Below are 214 nucleotides of genomic sequence, written 5' to 3' on the forward strand. Positions count from 1 at the left end.
AAGGATTTAATAGCCCTCTCTGCCAGATTATTAGAGAGAACTAGACGTCCATCTTCCAATACAGTCTTGAATGTGGACTCATAATCTAAACTGTATTTAAGAGCACGGCCTAACTTAGACTCTGGTAAGACATACTGCTCCCGACACCAATCAAAGAATTCTTCCATCAAGGGACGGAGCTCTTCTTGTCGTTTTTGATGTCTGATTTCTGGTT

At 41.1% G+C, this 214-nt stretch carries 1 protein-coding gene; it reads right to left on the minus strand.

Annotated elements, in window-relative coordinates; all coding sequences use genetic code 11:
• Positions 1–214: transposase (locus tag E4T71_RS09680; protein WP_167758544.1), on the minus strand; the 214-nt coding region annotated here is incomplete at both ends.

Source organism: Streptococcus sp. WM07, assembly GCF_004570525.1.
Lineage (GTDB): Bacteria > Bacillota > Bacilli > Lactobacillales > Streptococcaceae > Streptococcus.